Below are 15,401 nucleotides of genomic sequence, written 5' to 3'. Positions count from 1 at the left end.
GCCTGAAGAGATAAAATAAAGTAAATCGAACGTCGCATTATTATATTGCAAACTGTATTTGTAAATTTGGAATACTCATTACTTATTGCGACCCAACACTACAAACAAGACGTCGCAACGAGCTTTTTCATATTATTATGCAAACAAATACCACTGTGGTTCCTAGAAACCCGTATATATTAGCCTGGGCTTTTGGATTAATTTTTTATTTATTAGAATATGCTGTGCGCTCTGCTCCTAGCGTAATGATTCCAGAACTTTCAACTGCATTCACGACTTCGACAAATGGAGTAACATCTGTAATAGGAATGTATTACTTGACCTACTCTGTGACTAGTTTAATTGCTGGAATAGCACTAGATAAATTGGGCGCAAAATATCCTTTATCGATAGGAACTATCGTCGTAGGCTTGGGTTGTATACTATTTACAATTGCGAGCATTTATGATGGCTATATTGGTCGTTTATTACAAGGTGCTGGTTCGGCTATGGCTTTTCCTGCTTGTGTATATCTTGCAGCAAGAGCTTTTTCCCCTAGAAAATTAGCTACTGCTATTGGTGTAACACAATGTCTAGGAATGCTTGGTGGATCTGCTGGCCAATTTTTGATAGGGCCTGCAATAAGACAAGGCTTTAGCCTACACTTTATTTGGATTGGATTAGGAGCTTTAATTATTATAATTGGTGTTTTCATCTTGTTTGTAACTCCTAAAGACGAAAACATATTAAAGAACGATAGCGGTAGTAAAACTGGACTACTCGATCCTTACAAAATTGTATTCACAAACAAACAAAGTTATTTATGTGGTGCTATTTCTGGATTATTGTTTGCACCAACAACAATTTTTGCCATGACTTGGGGTGTCGCTTTTTTTCAAAAAGACCGCAATATGGACTTTGAGGCCGCAACCTTAGCAAGTGCATTTGTGGCTTTAGGATGGGTTGTAGGTTGCCCATTGATGGGATGGATCGCCGATAAAATAGGAAGAAGAAAACCTGTATTAATTGTAGGTGCTTCATTAATGATTGCCAGTTTGCTACAATTATTGTATTTACCCACATTGTATCCAGCGTATGTAAGCACCTTTCTACTGGGAGTAGCTTCAGGGGCAGCAATGATACCATATTCTATTATTAAAGAAAGTAATCCTGACAGCGTGAAAGGAAGCGCTACCGGTGCTATAAACTTTTTGACTTTTGGTGTTACGTCATTACTTGGCCCTTTATTTAGTTATTTATACGGAAATACTTTATTAACAGCTGCTAATAAAGAGACTCACTTTCAAAATGCTGGAATGTTTTGGGTTATCTGTATCAGTATATCTATCGCTTTTGCTTTGTTACTAAGAGAAACGGGTAAGAAAAAATCAGAAATAATTGTAAGCTAGAAATTCTTGATTGCATGATGTACAGGAATTATTCCTCGAATATCAGTTCGTTAAATTGCAATAAAGTGACTTGTAGCGAACTGATTTTTGTAGAATCTGATTATATTTACCTCTCACAACTTTATAAATTTAGCTTTAAGTGAAGTCAAAATATTTTCTTGCATTTTTTCTCGTTTTCCAGATACTAGCCTTAAAAATACTAGCCCACTTTCCTGAGTTCGTGGAGCAATATTATAGTAATGGTTTATTCCCTATTTTATCTGTATTTTCAAGAACTGTGTTTAGTATTTTTCCGTTTTCGGTTGGAGATGTTGCTTACATAGCGCTAGTTGTATTAATTATCCGTTGGTTTTGGTCAAATAGAAAATCTTGGAAAACAGCTTGGCGTGATCACTTTCTAAGCATGGTAAATTGTATTTCTATATTTTACTTTTTATTTCATTTTTTATGGGCTTTAAATTATTATCGCCAACCCTTATCAGAAAAAATGCAAATTGAAACTGAGTACTCTGATGAAGATTTAGTCCATTTTACCGAGAAACTAATTGTAAAAACCAACGCTATCCATAGACAACTTGTACTAAATGACATCTCAAAAGTTGCGGTACAAAACAGCACAGAAAGTATTTACAAACAAACCTTGAATGGTTACAAAAAAATAGCAAATCGTTATCCTTACTTTCAATTTCAAGAATTGAGTACAAAAAATTCCTTACTACGAGTTCCGTTATCTTATATGGGATTTAGCGGTTATTTAAATCCTTTTACTAATGAAGCACAATTAAATAACTTAGTACCTAAATACAATTTACCCAGCACGGTAACCCATGAAATGGCGCACCAAATAGGATATGCTAGTGAGAGCGAGTGTAATTTTATAGGTTTTCTATCTGCTATAAATAATGATGATTTATACTTTAAATATTCCGGATACAGTTTTGCTTTAAAATACTGCTTGAATAGTCTTAAATTAAAAGATGAGCAAGCATTCGAAAAAATCATACCCAAAGTTCACAAGGGGATACTACTAAACTATCAAGAAAGCCAAGATTTCTGGGAACAATATCAGTCACCTATCGAAATCGCTTTTCATTTATTCTATGATAATTTTCTAAAGCTTAACCAGCAAAAGGACGGTATCGATAGCTACAGTAAATTTGTCGACTTAATGATTAACTATTACAAAACAGAAGAACTTTAAGTAAGTCGCCGATATCGAAAATCGGTTGTAGTACGGTGATTACAATTTATTTTAAAGTTTCTCTTTTATTAATGGACTTGAAAAAATTAAACCTCATCACTTGTAAATGTGGTGAAACTTTTCTTTTTATAAGGTCTAATAATCAGTCGGCCTTCGCGATCAAAACGTATGTAATTGTACACCCAATTTAAGAAAACTACTGCTTTATTTTTAAAGCCTATTAAAGAAAATAAGTGAACAAACATCCAAACAAACCAGGCAAAAACGCCATGAAAATGATAATTAGGCAAATCTACCACAGCCTTGTTGCGACCTATGGTTGCCATGGAGCCTTTATCATTGTATTTAAAAGGTTGCATTTTTTTATTTTGAACTAGCTTGATTAGGTTTTGCCCTAATAATTTTCCTTGTTGTAATGCAGGTTGCGCCATCATACGATGTCCCTGAGGAAAATCCTCTGACTCCATCGAAGCTATATCTCCTACAGCAAAAATATCATCGTAACCACGTACTTGACTGAATTCATTAACGCGAATCCGGGCTGCTCTTGCTACTAATGACTCTCCATCAAGTCCCGCAACAAGCGCACCTTCTACCCCAGCAGTCCAGATCATGGTAGCGGTTTCAAAACTCATATTAGCATTTGTAGTTACTGTTTTTCCATCATAGTTAGTAACACGCACATTTTTCCAAATAGTCACCCCTAAACTCTCTAAAAATTCTTCAGCAGCAGCCGAAGCTTTTTCACTCATCGTGTTTAAAATGCGATCACCACTTTGAATTAAATTGATTTGCATTCTAGCGATATCTAAATCGGGATAATCTTTTTGTAGAATGGCCTTTTTCATTTCAGCCAGTGCTCCTGCTAACTCAACTCCTGTAGGACCTGCACCTACTAGAACAAAGTTAATTAAGCTGTTTTGCTCTGCAGTATCACGAGTTAGAACAGCTTGCTCAAAATTTTCTAAGATTAAGCTGCGAATGTTCAATGATTGCGGAATCGTTTTCATTGACATACTGTATCTCTTGATATCGCTGTTTCCAAAATAATTTGTCTTTGAACCAGTAGCAATGACAAGATAATCATAAGATAGATTGCCTATTTCGGTAATAATTTGCCTATTTTTTGTGTCTATTTCTTGCACAGATGTGAGACGAAAATAACAATCATCATACTCTTGTATTACTTTACGAATAGGGTATGCAATTGATCCTGCTTCAAGTCCGCCCGTTGCTACTTGATATAACAAGGGCTGGAATGTATGGTAATTGTGCTTGTCGAGTAGAACCGTTTGCACGGCTTGATTTTTAAGTTGTTTTGCTAATGCAATTCCGGCAAATCCTCCTCCAATAATTACAATTCTTGGTAAAGCTGAATCAGGTATATTCATAAGTTGTAGTTTGATAATTCCCAAATATACAATCTTATTGATTTATTCTATAATTAATGAATCTCAAACGTACTTTTTTATACTTCTTTATGAAACGATCTTATAGCAATTGGTCGCACTAAAATAGCCCCGATGGCAGTGAAAATCCTCCCGGTTTTCTGGGAGATTGTAACGTACAGCGGGACTAAACGCTGTTGTAAACGGATAGCATCTGCTTCAAAAAATTAAAAGAATTTATTTAGCCAAAAAAGGGTTATATATTGTAACAAAATCTACTTTTAAGTAACTAACGTATATATGACTGAAAATCTCGAACATTCTTTTGTGCAGCAGCTGCAAGCAAATCAGAATATAATCCATAAAATATGTCGATTATATACTGATTGCGAAGACTCGCATAAAGATTTGTTTCAAGAAATCACGATTCAGTTATGGAAAGCTTTCCCCAAATTTAGAGGCGAGAGTAAATTTTCCACATGGGCGTATCGCGTTGCCTTAAACACTGCCATTACTTTATATCGAAAAAATAAACGAACTATTGCCACAGTAGAATATGAAAGCAGGCAACATTTCACCAAGGAGATAGAATACAATTATGAAGAGGAAGAGCAAATCAAGCTCATGTACAAGGCAGTTTACCAATTAAATGACATTGAAAAAGCGTTAATATTCATGTATTTAGAAGACAAGGATTACCGCGAAATTGCAGAAACCTTAGGTATAAGCGAGGTGAATGCAAGGGTTAAAATGAACAGAATAAAGGGAAAACTAAAGAAAATTTTAAATCCTTAAGAATTATGAAAGAGCTGGATTTATTAAAAAAGGATTGGAAGAGGAATGAAAATTCTTTTGAGCAGGTATCAGAGACAGAAATATACAAGATGATTCACAAGAAATCATCTTCGATAGTAAAATGGATTTTAATTATTAGCATTATTGAATTTAGCTTAAGCACATTTTTAAATATTTTGTTGTCATTTACAGACATCGATGAAAATAATACCCGATTTATTAAGAGCCTAGGGATTTACAATTATTATCAGGGATTCACCATATTTCTATATGCGGCTATTATATATTTCATTGTGTTGTTTTATAAAATGTATAGACAAGTTTCTGCAACAGACAATACGAAGCTATTAATGAAAAATATTTTGCGAACAAGGAAAACTGTTCACAATTATATTTTATTTAATTTGGTCACCATTGCAGTATTTTTTATTGCGTTTTTGACTTTTGGATTGAAAAGTGCTCTGTTGCACCAAACAATGGAAAACGGAAAACACTTAGCCGAGATATCTAACAGCATTTATATTGTTTCATTCCTAGTAATCATAGCAATTACAGCGCTTGCTATAGGAATTATTTGGTTATTCTACAGACTTTTATATGGTTTGTTGTTAAGAAGATTACTCTTAAACTATAAAGAATTGAAGAAGATAGACTTGTAGTAGTGGTACTAATTTTTTTCAAGTAAAAAACCCAGCAATTATAGTAGTTGCTGGGTTTATTTTTTAAAGCTTTTGATAAAATTTTAGCTCTTATTTTCTTTATAACTGTAACGCCTTCTTGAGTTTAATTTTTCTTCTTCGTCTAGAATTTCTTCAGGAATCACCTTTAAAAAAGAGGGATGTTGCTCAATAGCATATTCTACCTTTTCTACAATCTCGTCAATAGTATCGTTATCGTAGTCAATTTGTAAAGGCTCTTTTATAATAAATGATTGTAAGATTCCCTTCTTTTTCATTCTCAAACCTTTTTTATCAAATGAACGTCTAAAACCATCAATTACAATAGGCACTACAATAGGGCGGTGTTCCTTAATAATATGGGCCGTTCCTTTACGCACTGGTTTAAAAGCTTTTGTTGTTCCTTGTGGAAAAGTGATGACCCAACCATCGTCAAGTGCTACCTTTATGCTTTCAGTGTCGTTAGGGTTTACGTCTTTTTTATCTACTACATCAACTCCTTTTTCACGCCAAGTACGCTCTACTGATATTGCTCCAGCATAAGCCATAATACGCGTCAATAGACCTGCTTCCATTGTTTCTTTGGCAGCGACATAGTACATGTTCATTTTAGGATTCCATAAATAGCCTATGTTCTTGATATTGTTCTCTCTTCCTTTTAGACTGGCGTTAAAAACATGAAACATAGCCACAACATCAGCAAAATAGGTTTGATGATTAGATATAAAAAGCACATTGCGGTCTGGCAAATTTCTGATAATTTCAGAACCTTCAATTTGTAATTCATTAAAACCGCGGTAACGTCTGTGCGTTGCTGCACCAAACGCTCTAATTAACCATCGTTTTAAGAATATGATATGACCAAAAGGATTTCTCTTCAATAATCCCATAAAATTGTGTTTTAATTTTCTAAATTCGAACTACAAACTTACAAAATTTATTCTTGTAGTAATTTGCTTTAACAGTAGTCATACGGTGAATATACAAGAAAAGAAAGCAATTTATAGCTTTATAGTTGTCTCGTTTTTAAGTACAGTCTTGATGACCTCTTTTAACTCGCTTAACATCATAGCAGTAGCTCCCCAAACTATTTTTCCTTCAATATTAAAAGCAGGAACAGTAATATCGACAGCATAAGAGGTGGTCATTGCAGTAGCAACTACAATTTCGTCGCTTAAAAATACAGCCAGTGGCAACTCAATAATTGCAGCCACTTCGCTTGGATCAGCTGTAAATTTCAATGGTTGTTCAGCCACTCCAAGAAATGGGTACACCATGAAGTTGCTAGGCGGAATATACATGGGAGTAAATGCTTTAATTACTTCTATTTTATCTGGAGAGACACCTACCTCTTCATGGGTTTCTCGCAAAGCAGTACATTTATAATCTACATCCTCATTTTCATATTTCCCTCCAGGAAATGCTATTTGTGCAGAGTGCACGCCTTTGTAGGTGTTTCGTACAATTAAAACCAAATGTGTTTCCTCCTCTTTAGGATAAAATAACATCATGACTGCGGCTTTTTTTGCGGTGCTTTCCTCTTTGGGTTGCAAGCTCTCAATGCGTTCTAAAGGTGCCATGAGACGGTGTGCAGCAACTCCAGGCAATTCGGTTTCAGCTAATAAAGGAACATATTTTAAAAAAGATTGAAAATCCATAATCAAAGTCTATTTTTGTACTCTAAAAAAGAATATAAATATAGTTTAGAAAAGAGTCGTGCGCAAATTTTCTAAAATCTAAATCCAGTTTACAAATGTACAGCAGAGAAGAAACTCAAAAATTAAAAAGAGAATTCTGGGTAACATTCGCAGATAAATATCCTAGCAAATGGGTATTGTATGATACTAAAATTAAAGATTTTTCTTTTAAATTTTATGTCGATAATAAAAAAGCGCAGGTAATTATTGATATCGAACCCCGCAATGATGAGATGCGCAAGGCCTACTTTGACAAATTAGTGGCGCTTAAAAATATTCTTGAAGAAGAGTTTATTAAAGACCTTGTTTATGAAGAAAACCACACTCTTGAAAGTGGTAAAACAATTAGTCGTATCTGGGTTGAGAAATTAGGTGTTGGCGTGAGTAATAGAAACAATTGGGATGCTATATTTGATTTCTATAATAAAAACATGCACGCACTTGAATTATTTTATTTAGAATATGACGAGTTCATAAAAGACATTCATAAAGGTTAAAATACATCATAAAAAAAGCGGTCCAAGATATTTTTCTCGATCGCTTTCTTATTAATTAAAATGCTTTTATCAGTTATCTTAAAACAACTGCAGTAACCACATCACGTCTTAATTCTTCATTAATCATTTTAATAATTTTACTTTTTCCATGACTTAGCTCTTCCCTTAAAACAGATGAAGTTAACTCTACATATAAGGTTCCTCCTTTTAAAATCACATTGCGAGTGTAACTATTCACGCCATTCCCCATCAAGTTGCTCCATGCGTCTTTCACATCAATTTGATCCATTCCTGGCTGTAGCTTATTGACCTTAATAATTTGCTGCAATACATCCCCCACCGTACTTTGATTATTTAGTCTCTTTGCCATCTCCTGTAATATTTATTGGTCCTGCTTTTTTATAATGATATTCTTTCTCTTCAGTATTTTTAAATACTAATTCCGTATCTGATATTTTGATTAATTCTTCTGTCCATTTTGCATATTCTGTCGCATAATCAAGATATACTTTTTCATCTTCAAACCGCACAGTGAAATTTTCAAAGGTATCATTCACTAAAAAAGTTCCGTTCAATTGCGGCATAACCTTTTTTCTAATCCCTTTCTTATCTTTGATTGTAAAATAATCAAAAGACTCATTCATTTTATAATCCTTATCTTCTCCCTTGTCAAAAACCACTTTTTCTATTTCCCAATAACCATTTATTTTAGCGAGATCAGTAGGTTCAATTTTTTGACCACAACTAACAAATACTAGAGAAAGTAACAGTATTTTGAACATATTTTTCATAGCTATACAATAATTTAAATTTGCTTATTAATTTATTTTTTCAGGAGCAAGTTCCTGCTGTACGCTGTATCCTCGCATTAATTATTTCATTCTTCCATAATTAATCCTCGGGATGCCGCTTCCATCAGGGCTAGGCTTTAGTGCTTCTATTGACTTAAAGTTCCAACGACAAAGTTAACTTATAAAAGGGCAAACCAAACAAAAAACGACTTCAGTTTTTACAAATTTTACTATTCGATAAAATGATTTTTTAAAATGAATCAACTATAATATATGATGTTTTTGACTGCTGAATTCTCGATTATTTTAGCAACTCTTAAATTACCATTATTTTAATTTTCAAAAAAAAAAAAAGACAGCAACTCTACAAGAGAGCTGCTGCCTTAAGAATCACAATAACGAAAACCATGACACTCTATATTTTACATTTTTTCTTCTAAGCAATTATCAAAAAACAATATCACATTGATTTTATAGTAGCGATATGCCGAAAAATGATTTTCTATATCTACACGATATTTTGTGTGATTGTTTAGATAAAATGTTTCACACTGCACATCTTCGCATTCTTTAATCATTTCTAACTTATTAATAAACGAACTCAAACTGTTATGATAATTTTCATTAATCTCTTTTACGTTATCTAGATCTTTCAGTAAAGCTACTTTTTGTTTTCGATCACAATTAAATCCTTTAAAAATTGGCGAAGTCAAAATACGCTTAAAAAACAAAAGCTCAATTCGTATAGTTGCAATCTCCTCTTTCCAGAATGCAATATCTTTATCCATAAATTTCATTTGAATTTCATCAATCGTTTCGTGTTCGTAAATTAGCTCTTTCATACTTGCTCATTTTTTAACTGATTATATTCCTGCTCAACAGCGAGAATTTCAATGGTATTTTCACCTGAAGGAAAGTGCCACACAATTTTGTCTCCCACAGCATATCCAAAAAGTGCTAACCCCATGGGAGAAAGGATCGAAATCTTACTCTTTTTAATATCGCTTTTATCTGGAGTCACAATTTGGTAACTGCGGGTCACATTATAAGTCGTACTTATACTAACCACCGAGTTAAACCGAATAACATCTTCTGGCATTGTACTGTCGTCAACAACCTTAGCGGTAAGCAATTCCAACTTTAATTTTTTTAACGACTCGCGATATATTTTATCTTCTTGACTTTTAGAATCGGCTATGCTTCTCATGAGTAAACCGTATTCTCTTCTATCTAGGATGAGTTGACCGTATTTCATAATGGTGATGTTGCGTTTAAGAATAAGCCTTTATAGCAATGGGTGGTAACTATAAAGGCTTTTGAATTAAAAAAGAAATGACAAATATTAAGGAAAAATACCGCGCTGGATATAAGCAGTTTCAATTCGTTTAATCGCCAGTATATACGCTGCTGTCCTCCAATCGGTCTGATTTTCCTTCACTACAGTTTCTACTTTTTTAAATACCTCAGTAAGTTTTTTATCAATTTTAAACATTACTTCGTCAAGTTGCCATAACTCTCCGTTTCTATTTTGTAACCACTCAAAATAACTTCCTATTACACCTCCAGAATTACACATAATATCTGGAATAATTGTAATTCCGTTTTGCAATAAAATAGCTTCTCCTTCTGTATCTATTGGTCCGTTTGCTCCTTCCGCAACAACTTCTGCTTTAACTTGGTATGCATTTTCAGCAGTAATTTGATTTCCTAAAGCTGCTGGGATCAAGATATCACACTGTAATCCAAAAAACGCAGCAGGCTCCATTTCGACCGCTCCATCAAATCCTTGAATAGACCCTTTGCGAGGTTTTGAATGTTCGAATAAATCATCAACTGCAATTCCGTTTTCATTGATAATTGTAGCGTGTGCATCTTGAACTGCTAATAATATAGCTCCGTCATTTGTCAAAAAATGAGAGGTCCAGTAGCCTACGTTTCCAAAACCTTGAACGATGAATTTCTTTCCTGCTAATTGCTCTCCCCTACTTTGATACAGTAATTTAATGGTTAAATACACCCCGTATCCTGTAGAGCGATTGCGGCCTTCAAGTCCGCCTGAACCTACAGGTTTACCAGTCACTACGTGTTGGTTTTTAGAGCGTTCTGATGAAGATTTAGTTGACATAAATGTATCTGCCATCCAAGCCATTGTTTGCTCGTTTGTATTTACGTCTGGCGCTGGAATATCGTGCTCTGGTCCTATATTTTCTCCTAGTGCATAAGTAAAACGTCTCGTAATACGCTCTAGCTCTCCTATAGAATATTCTCTTGGATCAATTTGGATTCCTCCTTTTGCGCCTCCATAAGGCAAACCTGCCAATGATGTTTTCCAAGTCATCCACATCGCTAGTGCCTTAGCATCTTCAACATCAACTGTTGGGTGGTAACGCAATCCTCCTTTATATGGTCCTAACGCGTTGTTATGTTGTACACGATAACCGGTAAATATTTTCACCTCACCAGTATCCATTTTCACAGGAAAATGAAGGATGATTTCGTTGTTAGTAATAGATAATATATTTCTAATGTTTGGATTCAACATAATAGTATCTGCAGTTTTGTTAAACTGTTGCATTACGTTATCTAACATACTTTTTTTAGTGGCTTCTTTTATAGCTGTCATTTTTGTTTATTGATAATGTTCACAAAACATTTTGTTATTTCTTTGCCACATACAGTGACTTCTATTGTCGCAGTTTGAACACAAACCTAAATTAGCTTCGTTGGTGAGAATCTTGTCCTCAACTACAGTTGCTGTACCACTACGATCTTGCAATTTAGTATGCTGCATCGTATCTAAATCGATCCCTATAGGAACATAACCCGTTCCTTGTTTATTTAATACATTCATCTCTCTCAATTTGTCACTCCGTAAATAGTAGTGCGTTACATACCATTAGGCAAAGGACATGCCATCACCATATTGCAAGATGCCACAAATAAGTAAGCCCCTTATAAATAAGGGGCTTACAAATAATGCAGTTATTTTAATGGTAAAAAGTACTGAGGAGAAACTCCCCAGTAAGGACAAAATTCCCCGCTTTTTTATCTACTAATTTTCTATTTTCTGGCGTAATGTTTTTCTATCTATTTGTAATATTTCGGCAGCTCGAGTTTTATTATTATCGACTGCTGCAAGCACTTTTAAAATATGTGCTTTCTCTACATCTTTTAATGATTTTAACTCCTCTTTCTCTGTGGGCATAGGATATTTTAAGTATTCAGGGACGTCGCTCATCTCAATGTTATCACCACTCATGATAATCATTCGTTGAATCACATTTTCCAATTCTCTTACATTACCTGGCCAAGAATGACGAGTTAAAATAGTCAAAACCTTGTCAGTAACAAAAATAGATGGTTTACCATATTCTACTCCATACTTTGTTAAGAAAGTATTGACAAGTAATTTAATATCATCTTTCCTGTCTCTTAAAGGAGGTGTTTCGATGTTTACCACATTAAGGCGGTAGTACAAATCCTCTCTAAAAGTTCCTTTGCTTGCCATGTCATACAAATCATTATTTGTAGCAGCAATTATCCTTAATTCAATTTTCTCAGTTTTCTGTGACCCAACCATGCTCACCTCTTTTTCTTGTAAAACACGCAGTAGGCGCGTTTGCACATTGAGTGGTGCCGTACCTATTTCATCTAGGAAAATAGTCCCACCATTTGCAGCTTGAAAATAACCCGATCGCGTTTCATTAGCTCCCGTAAATGCACCTTTAACATATCCAAAAAGTTCAGATTCTAGCAAGTTCTCAGGAATTGCACCACAATTTACAGCTATAAAAGGTTTCGATTTAAAAACTCCTTGATAATGAATTGCTCTAGCGACTAATTCTTTTCCTGTACCGCTTTCTCCTTGAATTAAAATTGTAGCACGATTATCTTTTACACGTTCAATTAAATCAACTAACCGAACAATGTCTTGCGACTGTCCTACAATACCACCATATTCTGAAATAGCTTTATTTTTTACAGCAACTTTTTCTTTAGCGACTTCATTATTCTTTTGCTTGTTAGCAATTAAGTTTTGCACTGCTTTCTTCAGTTCGTCATTTGTAAAAGGCTTAGCCAAATAATCGAGAGCTCCAGATTTGACCGCTTCTAAAGCACTGTCTACCGAAGGAAATCCCGTGATAACTAACTTAGGAATTTTAGGGAAATGTTCTTGCACATATTTTATTAATTCGATACCATTTATGCCAGGCATTTGTAAATCAGTAATTAATAAATCAATAGTGCTTAATTTCAAAATTTCGATAGCCTCAACTACCGAAGATGCTTTGTAAGTATGAAAATTTTGCGCTTTTAAATTGCGGTGTAGCAATTCAAGCATGTCGTAATTATCATCAACAATAAGGATATTTTCATTTTTCAAATTCATCAGGTTGTACTTAAAGGCAAGCGAACTTGAAATATAGTTCCTTGAGGCTGGTTATCAATAGTAGTTATATCACCTCTGTGGCTTTTTACGATTCCGTGTACTACACTTAACCCTAGTCCTGAACCCTCGCCCATGGGTTTAGTCGTAAAAAAAGGTTCAAATATTTTAGCTTTAATTTTTGGATCAATTCCCGGTCCATTGTCGGCTATTTCGATAAAAAAACTATTTTCCTTACTGTAAATTTTCACTCTAATTACCGAGTTTTGAGGGGAAGCATAGATAGAATTAATCAATATATTAAATAACACCTGCATGAATTGAATGGGATCCAATTGGACTTCTAAAGCTTTGTTTTCAAATTCAGCAACAAATTCTAGACTCGCTTTTTTAAAATTGGGACCAAGCAAACTTAATGCTTCAGAGACAATAGGCACTACCTTTACAAACTTCATGTGCTGTGGCATTTCGCAAGAAAAAAACATTAATTTCTTAACGACTTCTCTCGAATAAATAGCTGCTTTAATTATTTTTGAGCTATCCATTTGAGATTGTTTCTCCTGAGATCGCTCATTAATAAATTCTGCAAAACCTAGTATATTTCCTAAAGGTGTATTGAGTTCGTGAGCAATCCCTGCCGTAATTTCGCCAAGAATCGATAATCGATCTACTCGCTCCACACTTCGCTTAAGCAATTCTTCCTTACCTTTATTTAAATGGCGCTCGTAGAACAAACTAATATCAGAAGCTACTTTATTAAGTAGCTTTTCCTCATCATTTAAGAAATGCTTTTCAGAAAATTGATTCGCTGGATAATGGACCTTTACAAAACCAAATTCTTCATTAAATATGGTAAAAACGGCTTGTTGATAAACAGTCTCCTTAGGAAGAGACGAAGTTATATGGTAGTAAGAATCTAATTTTAATTCGATTATAGAATCCTCGGAGAAGCGCCAAGCTTTTTTTAATATTGTACAAATTTGCTTTAACGTATCCATCACAGCACCTTCATTCTTAGCAATTATCGAAGACACATCATACAAACATGATAGTTCTTTTATGCGTTCTTGAAGAATTTCTTCTGGAGAGATGATATAATTCATATCGTTGAGGTATCAATTATCAGAACATTAAGACGGCATCTAAAATTAATTATTTAGCACTGATTTTTTTATACAAACCAAATAGAAAAATAACTATACCAAACCCAAGGAAAAACCCATAGGCAAAAGCAACTTTATCGCGTAGTACATTAGCTAGAACAAAACAAATCAAGCTAATAAAATACAAGAGCATAGGGCTAAGATTCTTCATAAACTCTTATTTAAAAAAGCTATCTACAAATTCAAACTTATTAAAGACTTGTAAATCTTCAATTCCCTCACCGACACCAATATATTTTACAGGAATTTTAAATTGATCAGAAATCCCTATAACGACACCACCTTTTGCAGTTCCGTCTAGCTTTGTAACAGCTAGTGACGTTACCTCAGTAGCAGCTGTAAATTGTTTTGCTTGCTCGAATGCATTTTGCCCAGTAGAACCATCTAGAACTAATAATACATCGTGAGGAGCGTCTACAGTAACTTTCTGCATTACACGTTTCACCTTTGTAAGTTCGTTCATTAAATTCACTTTATTATGAAGACGACCAGCAGTATCGATAATTACGATATCGGCATCTTGTGCTACTGCAGATTGCAAAGTATCAAAAGCAACTGAAGCAGGATCACTTCCCATATTCTGTCTCACGATAGGAACTCCTACACGATCAGCCCAAATTTGGAGTTGGTCAATTGCTGCTGCACGAAAAGTATCGGCTGCACCAAGAACCACTTTATATCCTTGTTTTTTAAACTGGTAAGCTAATTTCCCTATTGTTGTTGTTTTACCAACACCATTGACACCCACAACCATTAAAACGTACGGTTTTGTGTTTATTGGGATAACAAATTCGGTTGCTTCGCCTGTATTTGTCTCAGAAAGTAAGCTTGCAATTTCTTCTTGAAGAATTTGATTTAATTCGTCTGTACCTAGATATTTATCTGCGGCAACACGTGCTTCAATTCTATTGATTATTTTTAGGGTAGTATTCACACCTACGTCTGAAGAAACAAGTATTTCTTCTAGATTATCCAAAACGTCGTCATCTACTTTTGACTTTCCGGCAACTGCTTTACTTAGTTTAGTAAAGAAAGTTGTTTTTGATTTTTCAAGACCTTTATCTAAGGATTCTTTTTTTTCTGACGAAAATATTCTTTTGAAAAAACTCATAGTGTAAACATATTAAAATGGAGTATTAGACACAATGAACTAATACTATTTCTAATCGGTAAAGATAGAAAATAAAAAAGCTACTTCCGAATGAAAGTAGCTTTTCTATATAATGCTTTTGTTAATTATTTCTTTTTCAAGAATTCATCAACTAACTCAGGAGCTATAATAGTTTCTACGAAAGTATATGCACCAGTTTTTGGAGATTTCACCATTTTGATGGCTTTTGATAATCTCTTAGAAGAAGTTTGTAACGTTGCTACTGTTTTCTTTGCCATGATTTAAATGTTATATGTATTTTAATAT

At 34.2% G+C, this 15,401-nt stretch carries 18 protein-coding genes; 5 read left to right on the top strand and 13 right to left on the bottom strand.

Annotation, left to right across the window (positions count from 1 at the left end; genetic code table 11):
- Positions 1 to 137: 137 nt before the first annotated feature.
- Positions 138 to 1,388, top strand: coding sequence for an MFS transporter (locus H603_RS16650; RefSeq protein ID WP_035675730.1), 1,251 nt, complete (start codon positions 138 to 140; stop codon positions 1,386 to 1,388).
- 139 nt (positions 1,389 to 1,527) lie between these two features.
- Positions 1,528 to 2,589 carry a DUF3810 domain-containing protein gene (locus H603_RS0108580; protein ID WP_026708200.1) on the top strand — a complete coding sequence of 354 codons (1,062 nt, stop codon included), beginning with the start codon at positions 1,528 to 1,530 and terminating at the stop codon, positions 2,587 to 2,589.
- Positions 2,590 to 2,675: 86 nt separating this feature from the next.
- Here the strand turns inward: H603_RS0108580 and H603_RS0108575 are convergent, their stop codons facing one another.
- On the bottom strand, positions 2,676 to 3,980 hold the full coding sequence (locus H603_RS0108575; protein WP_026708199.1) for an NAD(P)/FAD-dependent oxidoreductase: 1,305 nt from the start codon (positions 3,978 to 3,980) through the stop codon (positions 2,676 to 2,678).
- A gap of 297 nt (positions 3,981 to 4,277) precedes the next feature.
- On the opposite strand from H603_RS0108575, the gene H603_RS0108570 reads away from it, so the two are divergent.
- On the top strand, positions 4,278 to 4,772 hold the full coding sequence (locus H603_RS0108570) for an RNA polymerase sigma factor (RefSeq protein WP_026708198.1): 495 nt from the start codon (positions 4,278 to 4,280) through the stop codon (positions 4,770 to 4,772).
- Between the two features lie 5 nt (positions 4,773 to 4,777).
- Positions 4,778 to 5,431, top strand: a complete 654-nt coding sequence (locus tag H603_RS0108565; protein WP_026708197.1) for a hypothetical protein — start codon at positions 4,778 to 4,780, stop codon at positions 5,429 to 5,431.
- A gap of 83 nt (positions 5,432 to 5,514) precedes the next feature.
- Here H603_RS0108565 and H603_RS0108560 read toward each other — a convergent pair whose 3' ends face one another.
- Positions 5,515 to 6,339: a lysophospholipid acyltransferase family protein gene (locus tag H603_RS0108560; protein ID WP_026708196.1), complete on the bottom strand. Its 825-nt coding sequence runs from the start codon at positions 6,337 to 6,339 to the stop codon at positions 5,515 to 5,517.
- Positions 6,340 to 6,450: 111 nt separating this feature from the next.
- Entirely contained in the window at positions 6,451 to 7,107 is a 657-nt protein-coding gene (locus H603_RS0108555) for an NUDIX hydrolase (protein ID WP_026708195.1), read from the bottom strand.
- A gap of 95 nt (positions 7,108 to 7,202) precedes the next feature.
- On the opposite strand from H603_RS0108555, the gene H603_RS0108550 reads away from it, so the two are divergent.
- A complete protein-coding gene (locus H603_RS0108550; protein WP_026708194.1) occupies positions 7,203 to 7,643 on the top strand; it encodes a DUF4268 domain-containing protein in 441 nt (146 codons plus the stop codon).
- 73 nt (positions 7,644 to 7,716) lie between these two features.
- On the opposite strand, the gene H603_RS0108545 is transcribed toward H603_RS0108550, so the two are convergent.
- From H603_RS0108545 to H603_RS17300, 10 genes are all read right to left on the bottom strand, one after another.
- The gene (locus H603_RS0108545; protein WP_026708193.1) at positions 7,717 to 8,013 is read right to left on the bottom strand and encodes a DUF721 domain-containing protein; all 297 of its coding nucleotides are present in this window, start codon (positions 8,011 to 8,013) and stop codon (positions 7,717 to 7,719) included.
- Positions 7,994 to 8,425: a hypothetical protein gene (locus tag H603_RS0108540; protein ID WP_316930258.1), complete on the bottom strand. Its 432-nt coding sequence runs from the start codon at positions 8,423 to 8,425 to the stop codon at positions 7,994 to 7,996. Before H603_RS0108540 ends, H603_RS0108545 begins: the two co-directional genes overlap by 20 nt.
- Before the next feature lie 431 nt (positions 8,426 to 8,856).
- Positions 8,857 to 9,276 (bottom strand): hypothetical protein, encoded by a 420-nt coding sequence (locus H603_RS0108535; RefSeq protein ID WP_026708191.1) that lies wholly within the window; start codon positions 9,274 to 9,276, stop codon positions 8,857 to 8,859.
- Positions 9,273 to 9,689 (bottom strand): GreA/GreB family elongation factor, encoded by a 417-nt coding sequence (locus tag H603_RS0108530; RefSeq protein ID WP_026708190.1) that lies wholly within the window; start codon positions 9,687 to 9,689, stop codon positions 9,273 to 9,275. Before H603_RS0108530 ends, H603_RS0108535 begins: the two co-directional genes overlap by 4 nt.
- Positions 9,690 to 9,776: 87 nt before the next feature.
- The gene (locus H603_RS0108525; protein WP_026708189.1) at positions 9,777 to 11,057 is read right to left on the bottom strand and encodes a Glu/Leu/Phe/Val family dehydrogenase; all 1,281 of its coding nucleotides are present in this window, start codon (positions 11,055 to 11,057) and stop codon (positions 9,777 to 9,779) included.
- Positions 11,058 to 11,063: 6 nt separating this feature from the next.
- Positions 11,064 to 11,285 (bottom strand): hypothetical protein, encoded by a 222-nt coding sequence (locus H603_RS0108520; protein ID WP_026708188.1) that lies wholly within the window; start codon positions 11,283 to 11,285, stop codon positions 11,064 to 11,066.
- Between the two features lie 201 nt (positions 11,286 to 11,486).
- A complete protein-coding gene (locus tag H603_RS0108510) occupies positions 11,487 to 12,824 on the bottom strand; it encodes a sigma-54-dependent transcriptional regulator (protein WP_026708187.1) in 1,338 nt (445 codons plus the stop codon).
- Positions 12,824 to 13,924, bottom strand: a complete 1,101-nt coding sequence (locus tag H603_RS0108505; RefSeq protein WP_026708186.1) for a sensor histidine kinase — start codon at positions 13,922 to 13,924, stop codon at positions 12,824 to 12,826. The genes H603_RS0108510 and H603_RS0108505 overlap by 1 nt, the downstream gene beginning before the upstream one ends.
- A 217-nt stretch (positions 13,925 to 14,141) precedes the next feature.
- Entirely contained in the window at positions 14,142 to 15,095 is a 954-nt protein-coding gene (gene ftsY / locus H603_RS0108495; protein ID WP_026708185.1) for a signal recognition particle-docking protein FtsY, read from the bottom strand.
- A 125-nt stretch (positions 15,096 to 15,220) separates the two neighbouring features.
- Positions 15,221 to 15,373, bottom strand: a complete 153-nt coding sequence (locus tag H603_RS17300) for a DUF4295 domain-containing protein (RefSeq protein ID WP_084157731.1) — start codon at positions 15,371 to 15,373, stop codon at positions 15,221 to 15,223.
- Positions 15,374 to 15,401: the final 28 nt, after the last annotated feature.

This window comes from Flavobacterium frigidarium DSM 17623, assembly GCF_000425505.1.
Classification (GTDB): Bacteria; Bacteroidota; Bacteroidia; order Flavobacteriales; family Flavobacteriaceae; genus Flavobacterium; species Flavobacterium frigidarium.
The sequence above is the reverse complement of the archived record's forward strand: the minus strand, read 5'-3'. Positions and strand labels throughout refer to the sequence as shown.

Bases quoted from the DNA above. Each gene is read 5' to 3' on its own strand.
- H603_RS0108505 (WP_026708186.1), bottom strand. From the start codon at position 13,924: ATGAATTATATCATCTCTCCAGAAGAAATTCTTCAAGAACGCATAAAA.
- H603_RS0108570 (WP_026708198.1), top strand. From the start codon at position 4,278: ATGACTGAAAATCTCGAACATTCTTTTGTGCAGCAGCTGCAAGCAAAT.
- H603_RS0108560 (WP_026708196.1), bottom strand. From the start codon at position 6,339: ATGGGATTATTGAAGAGAAATCCTTTTGGTCATATCATATTCTTAAAA.
- H603_RS16650 (WP_035675730.1), top strand. From the start codon at position 138: ATGCAAACAAATACCACTGTGGTTCCTAGAAACCCGTATATATTAGCC.
- H603_RS0108525 (WP_026708189.1), bottom strand. From the start codon at position 11,057: ATGACAGCTATAAAAGAAGCCACTAAAAAAAGTATGTTAGATAACGTA.
- H603_RS0108540 (WP_316930258.1), bottom strand. From the start codon at position 8,425: ATGTTCAAAATACTGTTACTTTCTCTAGTATTTGTTAGTTGTGGTCAA.
- H603_RS0108510 (WP_026708187.1), bottom strand. From the start codon at position 12,824: ATGAATTTGAAAAATGAAAATATCCTTATTGTTGATGATAATTACGAC.
- H603_RS0108565 (WP_026708197.1), top strand. From the start codon at position 4,778: ATGAAAGAGCTGGATTTATTAAAAAAGGATTGGAAGAGGAATGAAAAT.
- H603_RS0108575 (WP_026708199.1), bottom strand. From the start codon at position 3,980: ATGAATATACCTGATTCAGCTTTACCAAGAATTGTAATTATTGGAGGA.
- H603_RS0108530 (WP_026708190.1), bottom strand. From the start codon at position 9,689: ATGAAATACGGTCAACTCATCCTAGATAGAAGAGAATACGGTTTACTC.
- H603_RS0108555 (WP_026708195.1), bottom strand. From the start codon at position 7,107: ATGGATTTTCAATCTTTTTTAAAATATGTTCCTTTATTAGCTGAAACC.
- H603_RS0108520 (WP_026708188.1), bottom strand. From the start codon at position 11,285: ATGAATGTATTAAATAAACAAGGAACGGGTTATGTTCCTATAGGGATC.
- H603_RS0108545 (WP_026708193.1), bottom strand. From the start codon at position 8,013: ATGGCAAAGAGACTAAATAATCAAAGTACGGTGGGGGATGTATTGCAG.
- H603_RS0108535 (WP_026708191.1), bottom strand. From the start codon at position 9,276: ATGAAAGAGCTAATTTACGAACACGAAACGATTGATGAAATTCAAATG.
- ftsY (WP_026708185.1), bottom strand. From the start codon at position 15,095: ATGAGTTTTTTCAAAAGAATATTTTCGTCAGAAAAAAAAGAATCCTTA.
- H603_RS0108550 (WP_026708194.1), top strand. From the start codon at position 7,203: ATGTACAGCAGAGAAGAAACTCAAAAATTAAAAAGAGAATTCTGGGTA.
- H603_RS17300 (WP_084157731.1), bottom strand. From the start codon at position 15,373: ATGGCAAAGAAAACAGTAGCAACGTTACAAACTTCTTCTAAGAGATTA.